Here is a 10,796-nt window from a genome sequence, read left to right as displayed (position 1 = left end):
GATACAACCCTCATCCGTCACATCCGAGGTGTTATAGATGTCGTATCCCTTGATGCGGACAGCCCCGATCCGGGCGTTTTCATTCAGCGAAGTACCGCAGGATATGCCGTCTTCCGTAACCCTGGCCAGTTCCTTGCCTTGTTTCATGAAACTGAACGTGCCGTCCGTCCGGATGACAATCTCGTTGACAAGCAGACCGTGCAGGTAGGCACCGATGGCGGCATGGCCGTCCGCCTTGACGATGCCTTTGAGCATGTAGCCGTTCCCGCCGCTGACGGAGACGGCGGTCTTGGAGCTGATTTCTTTCTGCCCGGTGAACGTTCCGGCCAGCACCAGATCCTTCTTGACGGTCTGCCGGGCAAAAGGTGTATCGAGCAGGACAGCATAGCGGCCGAAGAACTTGTCGATGAACCGGGGTGCATAGCTCTCCGTCACCTCGATGGCCGCCGGCAGTTTGTCAGTAACCGGATCGACCGTATCCGGGACAGCCTTGGCTCCGGCACAGAGATAACAGGTACGCCCGCGCTTGTTGACCTCATTGGCGTAGACCACCGATTCATGCCGGTTGATTTCGTATATATAATAGGGATAGACAGCATCGGCGCAGCCGTCGAAACGGCGTACCTTTCCGCCGAGCCAGACATAACCCGGGGAGACGCGGGGACCCTCGATCTCGCATCCGGAGATGATGAAGTCCGAGCAGCCGTCAAAAACGGCACTCATGCTGAGAGCCAGTTCCTGCAAGTTCAGGATATCGTCCGAGTAGGTATACCGTCCGCCGGTTTCCGCAATATATTCTTTCATTGTCCTGTATTCTTATTGGGGGTGTATTCGTCTTCGTCGATCTTGATCAGGTAGGTCTTGCCTGCTGTCTTATAGGTGTTCACCACATAGGAAAGCATATAGACCAGTTCCCGCGGAGGTATGGTGACGGGCGGGACGCAGACCATGAAGCTGACCTTGTTGATCAGCTTCTCTTCCGCCAGCAGGTAGAACGGACGGGGGCGTTCCGCCTCATTGTCCGTTGTAACCTGTTCCCCGTTGTACCATACGGTGAAAGGACGCTGGTATTCCGCCCCTTCGTGGTACAGGTCCACACCGACACTCGTGCTGTCCTTGATGAAGATGCGGTCCTTGCCGTCCTTGATGTATTTACCGAACCGGTAGTTCAGGAACCACTCGAAATAGATGACCTGTGAGGTCATGCGCGCCTCGATATGCCGTTCCCGTGCAAACGTACGGAACCGTTCGTTCAGGCTTTGCAAGGGATAGAGGCAGCTCTGCACGAAGAGGATGAACCGCCGTCCCGACAGGTAGTGCGGCACGAGCCGGTTCACCGAACGGTCTATGGGCAGCTTATATCTCATGGTTTTCGACTTTGAGCGTGATGGCTTCCCGGAAGGTCGGCAGTTCCGACTCCTCGTCCTTGCGCGAGGACTCTTTCAGGTAGCCCGAGGCGGTGTATGTCATGCGGCCGACACGTTGCAGGGGCTGGATTTGCCCGTCCGTATCGTGGCAAGCAATAAACACGCCCTGCTCGGGGATTGCCGTCTCGTCGATATAGACGTCTGTAACGTGTTCGGCACGGCGTATGGCATCCGTCAGGCGGGAGACATAGACCGCAGCGTCGAAGTCGATGCCCATAATGTAGTCCCGGATACGGGTCTCGATGCTGTCGTACATCTCCGCCTCGGGAACGGCACCATCGTAGAAGACCGTAAGACGCGGCACCAGCACGTCGCCTTTGGTCGAGATGACCTCGATGCGTGTGCCGGCGAATTTCAGCTTGCCGATATAGGCATTGATGGGCACCAGCTCCTCGGCGGGAATAGCTTCCAGATGTCCTTTCGTGCCGGTAGCGATTTTCAGTACCAGCTTGCTGTCGAGGTTGCTGTCGTCCGTGCTCTCCACATAGGAGACCTGCGTAATGATGCGTTTGGTCTCATCGACCTGGGCATACCCGAAAGCCAGTCCGTCCTCGCGGACGGTCAGCTCGTCGCCCTGCTGGTATTGCAGCAGCGCATTGGCGTAGTAGTCCGGCGTGCCGTTGATCCGGTTGTTGATGGCTTCCGAGATATCCACCGCGAAGACATCAAGCAGCGTCTCGAAACTGTAGATGACAGCGGCTACGGTCCATAGGATACCGTTCATGACAGACAGCTTCGAGTCGCTGGCGAACTCCGTCAGTTCCAGCCGCCGGTTGCGTTCCTGCACGGCTTCATTGTATATCTCCTTAATCGTCCGGCTCATTCCACTGTATAGGTTATATCGTCGATAATGAATTTCCACGCGCCACCCTCATTCCAGGCCTCCTCGTGCAGGATGACCCATACGGCTTCCATGCCCGAGGCGATACGGTAGCGCCCCGTTTCGGTATCCCGGTCCGGCTCCCGATAGGTTCCCGTCGGGGCTGTAGGTAAAATGACCGTGCAATTCCGTCGGTCGCCGTAATGTTCCACAAGGGTTGTCAGGTAATGATCTATGACTGTCGGTTTCAGTCGGGCGGCGGAGAGGTCGAGTGTCATCAGTTCCCGGCATTCGGCAAGCGGTGCAAGATCGGCCAACGCGCAATTCGACAGGTTCAGGCTGTAGGTTCCGGAAAGCAGCCGCAGGCTCTCCAAGGAGAGTGTGGCGTGCGTGAGCGTCAGCTCCTCCACCGGCAGTGTCTGCACCAGTACCAACGACCGCGGTTTGAGCCCGCTCCAGTCGATACTCCGGAAGCAGGCATCGGTAAACCAACGGATACGACGCCTGTCCCTGACTTTGTTGTCGAAGGTATGGGTGAGCAGCTGCGGCGTGTCCGCGAGGAGGACGGTCTCGGTGTCGCTGTTGTCGCCCCAGTCGATTTCCAGCTGTCCCGCACCGGAAACGGCACACTGCACGGTGATGATCCCGGCAGCGAGCGTGAGGACGACAGCAAGCGGCAAGGTGAACGTTTTGGGATAGACATGCCGTTCACCGTTAGCGGGGACGATGCCGTGCAACCCGTTATAGGCGACTACATCGGCGCGGATAACGAAATCGTCCGTGTAGACAAGTTCCCGGCCGGCAGTCAATGTCGTGGCGAAGGAGAGATCGGGGTTGTTGATGAGCAAATCCACGACTCCCTCGATGCTGCCGTACAGGTACAGGGCCACATCGTAGATATTCTGTCCGGCTACGACCCTGTACTTACCCATCGTTCTCCTCCTTTTCCTCGGTTTCTAAAAGCAGCTCTCCCGTGGCAGAATCCATATAGGCATTCTTGATGACGACCTTGTCCGACAGGAATTCCGACTGCAGTTTGGCGGCAAGACCGTTGTTTTCCAGACTCGAATGCAGGTAGTCGACGAGGCCGACACCTGTCGTAGAATGTTGGTAGAGATTTCCGGCTGAAGCTTTCAGCAGAAACGTCTCGTTCTGGGCTTTGGCGGCTCCTATTTCGAAGTCGGTCTCTGAGCCGCTGTACACGGCAAGGTAACCGTCCCGTGACAGCAGGTTGTAGACTCCCTTCTCATTGAGGGAGAAAAATGCGGCCAGGGCGATATCGGCCGTGCCGGCTTCCGTCTCCGCCACGACGGGAAACCAATGTTTGCCCGTCGCAGGATTTCTCAGGTACTCCGTGCCGCCCGAACCGCTTTCCATAACCAGACGGACCGTCAGGCGGCGCATGTCGGGCGTATAGGGAATCCTGACATGGAACCCTTTGCCGTCGTTATACGTGTACACGAAGCCGACGGGGACGGTAATCTCTCCGTAGCGGAAGGTGTCGTTGTCCGCACCCGCGACGGCATCGAGCAGGCGGAAGTCGTAGAAACTCTTGCCGGCGATATTGCCGGAAGTCTCCACCTCACCGTATTCGGCGTCCATTGTTATGTCCTGTCTTGCCATGAACGATACTTCAACAAAAAGCCCGACCATACATCAGAGTACGACCGGGCACTCTTTTCAAAAGAGTAGCGGCAGAAAGAAAGGATGGTTTACTTCTCCTGAATGAAATCGTAGATGCGCGACACGGTAGCCCACATATCGTCCGGAAGCTCCTCGTCCGAGATGCGTTCGCAGGCTTTCCGGAGATACTCCATCTCGTCCCCCGAGAACTCCACGGCAAGCGGTTTCTCCTTCTCCACATCCCATTCGATGCGCTTGTCCTCGGCATTCTCGTGAAGACCGATGGCTTTGCGCTCCTCGTCCGGAATGGCGATCTTGCGCAGAATCTCTTTTTTGAGGTTGAAGTCCTTGAAGTTGCCCCGTGCCGGCAAAAAGGACGGCAGGTAAAGGCGGTCTTTGACTGACAGTTCCATATTATTTATGCATTTTGTACGTTACTCTTTTTTATTTCGTCGATCATGGTATCGAAATCATGAAACAGGGGTGCAAGCGGCTCTCCCATAGGAATGTTGCATGAAATAACGCCTTGTTCCATGTAGATGATACCTATCTGCGGAGCGTTCCCCGAGCCATCCGTATCCTTCTTGCGGATGGAGGCGTGGACGCGGGTCAGCGCGTCATTGACGATGGAATATTCCAACTGGTAGTCGGCATTCTCCGTGCTCTCTTCGGCAACCTTGGTTACCGTTACGTTGGTGATGTTCATAATTCGCTTCTGTTTTTATTAAGTGTAGGGATATTCCCAGCAGAAAAGTTTTTAATAAGAGTGATTTAATATCTGGTAATGGAACGAGGGGTAATTGGCGCACAATACCGTAATGGAGTCTCCCTTGGCTAACGTGTAACTGGCAAGATCCCCGTTGTGGTTACGGATATTGGTGAATACAAGGCTATTCCCCCAGTTGTAGTTGTAAATTAGGGTAAATATGCAGGCGAAGTCCGACGGCAGAGTCGAGTAACCGAACATGGTGGCCACGGACGATGCCGACGGCAGGGTCACGCTGTACTTCTGGTTGGCATAAACGAAAAAGATGTTGAACTGCGAGAAATCGATCGTGTAACCGCTGCCTGTGAAATAGACATTCTTGATCTTGTTGCCGATGCAGGCAGGGGCTATAACAGAGGCATTGGACCATATTCCGTAGTTACGGTTACCGTTTTTGACATCGATATAAAGCCCGTAGTTGTTATTAAAGATGCTGTTCACCTTGTTGTTCACAATACGTCCGGTGGCACATGATCCGCCGGCGGATGCCGGTATGGTGTTGCTGCCGAACAGGACATACGAAATGGTGTCCCCCACGCGGAACAGGTCGTCGTAGATGGCAAGGCCGCCGCCTGAGCCGGTTCCTGTCGCCGTCGAGCCGATGCGCCCCTGACCGATGACGAATCCCCCGATGGTGCCGGCATTGGCGTTGATGGTGCCCGTCATCGTGACATTTCCCGAGGCGTCCCATTTGATATTCTGGTTGGCCAGATAACCCGATCCGTCATTGGCAAAGGAGATTTTCCCGCACCCGAACGTGGCGGAACCGTCCGTGTTCAGCGCCCAATAGTTTACTCCGGTGGAAGGGTTGTCGTGGTAAATATATCCTGAAGCCCCCATAACGATGCGGTGCCCCGAGGCCGGAGCCGAAGCGGTCAGGGCGCTTGTTCCGAGAATCCAGCCGCCGATCTTGCCGCTCACGGCCGTGATACCGTTCCTGTCCAGCGTGACCTTTACGCTATTGTTCGCATCCTTGACGGAGATGCTGCCGTTATAGCTGCTCCCTCCGACAGTCAGGGCGGAATCCACGATAATCTGGTTGGCGCGTACGGTTCCCGTGTAAATGCCGTTGGCATCGATGGTGGTCGTGTATTTCTCCGTGGAGGTAAGGTCGAAGACCGTGGCATAGGCCACATACCAGATGACAGGCGTATCGGAAGTCCCCTGCGTGCCGTCCACGTAGAAGAAATGGGTGCTGGAAAAATCGGCGGTGCCGCACACGACCTTGTAGACGTATTCTTTCCAGTCGCCCGTGCCGGCGTTCGACGTAAGCCACCGGTGCGAACCTCCCGTGCCGACGCTGTTCGTCGCCCAACAGAGATTTCTGCCGGCGGGGATCTTGGCGATAATGCGGGCGACGAGCACCTTGCGGTAACCGCATTTCGCCCCGAAATAGAAGCCTCCGTTGCGAGGGCTGGCACTGCCGCTGGTCTGGATTTTCAGGACATACTTGCTGTCATTGGGTGCCGTGGCATCCTGCTGCCGGGTAACGGTCACCATACCGTTCTGGGAGTTGTTGTAAACCACGACACCGTTGTTTCCGTTCCAGAAAGTCGGGTCGCGGTAGAGCATCTTCCCGAACGCCATGGCCGAAGCGAGTTCCTGCGCCGTCGTGATGCCCGTAGTCCACTGGGCGGATACGGATGCGGCAAAGGTAACCGTGCCGGCGGCATTCCATGAGATATTACCCGAGGCTATGTGCCCAGACCCGTCGTTGTTCAGACTCCATTTCGTGGAGTTGGCGATAGATCCGTCGCTGCCCAGCGAGATGTTGTTTTTCCAGATATGGTTGTGGTCGAAGGCCCACCCCGCGATACGGTTGTATACCTCCTTGCTGCCGCTTTTGGTATAGTTCACCGAGAGGCAGAAGTATTCCAGATTGTCCCATGACATCATCTGAAGACCTATGAATCCGGTCTTGACACTGTTGCCGGATGCCGCCACCTGCCCGAGGACGATATGCCCTGCATTGCTGCTCTGATACCACGTAAGGCATATACCCAGCGGCTTGTAGGCTCCCGTGTACCAGTAACCGCTGCCCGTGGAGGCGGAACGGATTTGCAACGGGATGGCACCCACAGCTCCGACGTTCCCTATGGTCATGTTGTCACTGCCGATGGAGAAACCGCCGATCTTGCCCTTCGTGAACGTGCAGCTGAGACCGTTGATGTAATCGGTATTGATAATGGACGACTTGATACCCACGGCATCGAGTTTCGAGGCGCTGATGCTGCCCGCGGCGATACGGTCTGCCGAAAGTGTTCCCGTCTTGATACTGCCGGCATCGATCGCCACGGCGTTGACCTGCGCCGCGGTAAGGGTGCCCGTGTAAATCCCTGTCGAGCCGATATAGGTCAGCGGGTGCGCCGCAAGCGTGCTGTCCGTGCTTTGCGCCAGAGCAATGAACCGATGGCGGCGGATCTCCTCCTCGACGGCAGCCGTGAGGGTGCGCGGCGCGGGGGCATAGGCTTGTGTGGAACCGCTCTGGAAGATAAGGTCGTTGCCGTAAGCGATTTGCGGAGCTGCCGGAATCGGCGAAGGACTATAACTGCTGCTCTCTATCGGCTGGTCGGAGTAGAGGTGGTACACGGCACCCGTATCGCCGCCGCCACGCAGGAAGACGGCGAACATGCAGTAGTTGCCGCACAGCTGCGCCCCGGCGAACATCCGGCAGTAGGTCTCGGAAAGGTCATAGATATCCCATGAATAGGCAATGCCACCCCAACCGCCGAAGTTGGTTTTGATAAGTACGATCAGACCTCCTTTGTGCGTGGATGTGTTCCACGAGACCGGAGCCTGCTCGGCATATCCCCGACGGACGAGAATGGTACGTTTGATGTTCTGGTCGCCACCTTTGAAAACGACTGGATAATAGGTCGCTTCGTCGCCGTTGATGATGAGTTTCTTGTAATATCGATAGCCGAAGTTCGTAACCTTGGCCGCTTCGATGTCGTTCTTCCATTGCAGCGATACGGAAGCCCCGAACGTAACGTTCCCGGCAGTGTCCCATGCAATGTTGCCCGAGGCGATCTGCCCCGAACCGTCGTTGTTCAGTTTCCATTTCGTGGAGTTGATGATCGAGCCGTCGCTGCCCAGCGACACGTTGCCCTTGCGAATGGAAGTCGTGTCGATCGTCCAGCCGGCTATGCTGTTGCTCGAACCCAGCTGTGCCACGCAGTACCCTGCACTGTCCGTGGTATAGAGCCCGAAGTCCGTGTCGCTGTTGTAGTAGAGCTGCACCCGCTGCCCGCTAGCGACACCCGAATTGGCCCCGTACACCGCGATGCGTCTGTTGCCGCTGTCTATCGAGATATGCGTGGCAGTGAGGGCCGAAGCCCCGATCATCCAGCCGCCGATTTTTCCTTTGGTGAAGGTACAGCTCAGGCCGTTGATATAGTCCGTGTTGATGATGGAGGACCTGATGCTGGCGGCATCGAGCTTCGAGGCCGCTATACTGCCTGCCGCTATGCGGTCGGCGGAGATGGTTCCTGCGGTAATCTGCGAGGCGGTGATACTGCCGGTATAGATTCCGTCGGCCGTGATCTTCGTCAGCTTGGGATAGCCGCTGCCGCCCAAAGCCGTGGTGAGGGAGCCGATAGGTGCCGTCCACAAGGCACTGACCGTCGAGGCGAACGTGACGTTGCCCGAAGCGTCCCACGCGATGTTGCCGCCCGCGACCGCTCCGGCTCCCGAGGCATCCAGCCGCCATTTATAGCCCCGGATACCGTTCGAGCCGAGCGTAATGCTACCTGCGGCAGAGGTGCAGCTCCCCACAGTGTTGTTCTTCGTACCCCGGTAAAGGGAGTCGGCATCCACCGTCCAGCCGCCGATTTTCCCTTTTGTAACGTTCAAGGTCAGAGCTTCGATGTTTCCGGCGGTAATCAAGGAGGCTTTCAACGCCGCCGTGTCGATGCGTGCCGCAGCGATAATCCCCGATGTGATCTGGGAAGCACTGATGGAAATCGTCTTAATCGTATCGGCCGAGAGTGTTCCGGTAAAGACGCCGTCCTTGTCGATGTAGGTCGCACCGACCCAGTTCAGACTCACTCCGCTGCCGAACTCGACCTTGCCTGTCGTGGCGTTATACCTGACATACTGGTCGCCATAACCCAACTGGGCGTTACCGCCGTTATCTACATAGAAGGTTTTGTAGCCATCCCTAAATCCATAGATGCCGTTTACCGCCTCTGCGGCGATCGTTCCCGAGGAGGTCTTCGTATTGAGTGTAAACGAGCCTATGGCTATCCCGGAGACGGTGCCGTCGCTGTTTTTCGTGCCCGCAAAGAGTTTGGGGGTGATGACCGTGTTGCCGTTGATGAGCGTCTTACCCGTATTCCACTCCTTGACCCAGTCGAGCATGTCGGCATCGACCCCGTCCTTGCCCGGGATACCCGCCTTGGCTTTCGACCAGACGAACGACAGATGATAGACAATACCGGAAATTGTCACGGGAATATCTATTGTTCCGTGGTCGGCGAGGGTCGTCGTACCGGCGGTGATAACGTAGGTTAAGGTCTTCGTGCCGTTATTGACGGTAACGGATGAGAATCCCGCCGGCTTACCCACCGCACCGATGGTAAAGGCCGTGAGTTCCTCGTCCCCGCACATCACCCGTACGGTCGAGGTGAGAGTGACGGACGAGAGAATCTTCCCCGTGTCATCCGCGGGGAACACGTATTCACCCAAAGACTGGGTTATGGTATACCCGTCCTTCTGGACATAGATGGTCGCCTGTCCCCGGGCGATGAGAATCTTTGCCATGAAACCTTTTTCTGAAAGTATAGTGCGGAATGATTCCGGCAGGTTGCGGATTTTTTTTCGTGTAAATGATATTATTAATTTGAATCAGTAGTTGAAAATAAGGTATAAAAATGCGATGGCTACCTTTCCCATCGTATGAATTAGCAGTCCGCAAGTAGAGCGGCACTTTGAAGCTCTTTGAATATTTGTTTTTTCGTTCAGCCAACTGAATAGCGCTTCAATGGGTTCCCTGACAGATGAAACGGCTTGAGAATAAATGTCATCAGCGGCCTTGCTTCTCTGCTTCTCTTCTTCAGGAGCCCCTTTGATTGACTTGACGGGAGCGTAGAACTCATTGGCCTTATCGCGTCTTTCCTGCTCCCAGTAGTCATTGCTTCGGTATATCTTGTCAGCGAAGATCTTCTTGTTGAAAAGATCCGGCATGCATTCGCTCTGGAAGACCTTCAGGTCATTCTCGGAGGCAGGAGAGAGCGCTATCTGGCACGGATGAGGAAGATGCCCTTTCCTGCGATATCCTACCATGTGAAGCTTTAGTCCATGATAGTACAGGTTCTTGGTGGAACAGTATCCTTTGTCAGCGATATCTCTGGCGACCTTGCCTGTACGGTTTCTTCCGCAGCATGTGATTATCGGCATCGAGTCAACAATCACGGTATCATCCTGACAGTCAGAAGGCCTGAACATCCTTAATAACTGCGAGGACAGTTCCCTAACAGCACCGGCCATCCTGTTGAGACGGTAATTGAATGTCTGATAGGACACCAGGTTCGGGAACCAGTCGCGCAAGTACTCTTTAGCGAAGTTGTGAATATCCTTGATGAGGGTGTACTTCTGCTCATGACCGACAAAGAAATAAATCGTGAGGATTTCCTCGTCGGAGAACAACGGTTTCGAATTATTGCTGTATCTTTGGCAATGGTATTTGAGGCTTTGTTCGTACATATCGCAGATATACATATAGATTTTTATTAGTCTATACTCTTTGTCCTTGGGAATCATAACAAGCAAAAAATAGGGGTATTTTTTTACTTTAAGTTACTGATTTCCAAGGATTTTACAAGTATTTCCATCCCTTAATTTTCAAATATTTACAACTAATTCCGAGGCTTAAATGACCTCGGTTAAACTTATAAATCACAGCAGTTCAACTGCTGATTGGAATTATTATAAAAAATATTTGTATTTTTGTAATTGGAAATGGTTCCGGGCGGTTCGCCGCCACGGATGAAAAGGGAATCCGGTGAGAATCCGGGACAGTACCCGTTGCTGTAAGTCCCCTCAAGGTTGCCGCAACCTGCCACTGGTGTAATGCTGGGAAGGCGCGACGACTGGGACGAGTCAGAAGACCTGCCATGACCGGAAAAGGATTTACACCCGCGGGAGAAAATCGGGTTGCGAT

Annotated in this window: 8 protein-coding genes, 1 pseudogene and 1 riboswitch; all 9 genes and pseudogenes read right to left on the bottom strand. The window is 54.8% G+C overall.

What is annotated here, in order from left to right; genetic code table 11:
- Positions 1-804: pseudogene (locus tag AB5903_RS16730) on the bottom strand (hypothetical protein); the annotation flags it as partial.
- On the bottom strand, positions 801-1,367 hold the full coding sequence (locus tag AB5903_RS16725; protein ID WP_004293571.1) for a hypothetical protein: 567 nt from the start codon (positions 1,365-1,367) through the stop codon (positions 801-803). The gene AB5903_RS16725 and the pseudogene AB5903_RS16730, both read right to left, overlap by 4 nt.
- Positions 1,357-2,250 (bottom strand): hypothetical protein, encoded by an 894-nt coding sequence (locus AB5903_RS16720; RefSeq protein ID WP_004293574.1) that lies wholly within the window; start codon positions 2,248-2,250, stop codon positions 1,357-1,359. Before AB5903_RS16720 ends, AB5903_RS16725 begins: the two co-directional genes overlap by 11 nt.
- A complete protein-coding gene (locus AB5903_RS16715; RefSeq protein ID WP_004293575.1) occupies positions 2,247-3,179 on the bottom strand; it encodes a hypothetical protein in 933 nt (310 codons plus the stop codon). Before AB5903_RS16715 ends, AB5903_RS16720 begins: the two co-directional genes overlap by 4 nt.
- Positions 3,172-3,849 carry a hypothetical protein gene (locus AB5903_RS16710; RefSeq protein ID WP_004293576.1) on the bottom strand — a complete coding sequence of 226 codons (678 nt, stop codon included), beginning with the start codon at positions 3,847-3,849 and terminating at the stop codon, positions 3,172-3,174. The genes AB5903_RS16715 and AB5903_RS16710 overlap by 8 nt, the downstream gene beginning before the upstream one ends.
- A gap of 110 nt (positions 3,850-3,959) precedes the next feature.
- Positions 3,960-4,283 (bottom strand): hypothetical protein, encoded by a 324-nt coding sequence (locus AB5903_RS16705; protein WP_004293577.1) that lies wholly within the window; start codon positions 4,281-4,283, stop codon positions 3,960-3,962.
- A 5-nt stretch (positions 4,284-4,288) separates the two neighbouring features.
- Positions 4,289-4,576 (bottom strand): hypothetical protein, encoded by a 288-nt coding sequence (locus AB5903_RS16700; protein WP_004293578.1) that lies wholly within the window; start codon positions 4,574-4,576, stop codon positions 4,289-4,291.
- Positions 4,577-4,627: 51 nt separating this feature from the next.
- The gene (locus AB5903_RS16695) at positions 4,628-9,397 is read right to left on the bottom strand and encodes a hypothetical protein (protein ID WP_004293579.1); all 4,770 of its coding nucleotides are present in this window, start codon (positions 9,395-9,397) and stop codon (positions 4,628-4,630) included.
- Positions 9,398-9,481: 84 nt separating this feature from the next.
- The gene (locus AB5903_RS16690) at positions 9,482-10,354 is read right to left on the bottom strand and encodes a transposase (RefSeq protein ID WP_118132253.1); all 873 of its coding nucleotides are present in this window, start codon (positions 10,352-10,354) and stop codon (positions 9,482-9,484) included.
- Positions 10,355-10,578: 224 nt separating this feature from the next.
- Positions 10,579-10,767: riboswitch (cobalamin riboswitch) on the top strand.
- Positions 10,768-10,796: the final 29 nt, after the last annotated feature.

Source organism: Bacteroides sp. 2201st1_D9_2201SCRN_220225, from assembly GCF_040928965.1.
Taxonomy (GTDB): domain Bacteria; phylum Bacteroidota; class Bacteroidia; order Bacteroidales; family Bacteroidaceae; genus Bacteroides; species Bacteroides stercoris.
This window is presented reverse-complemented; position numbering and strand designations above follow the sequence as displayed.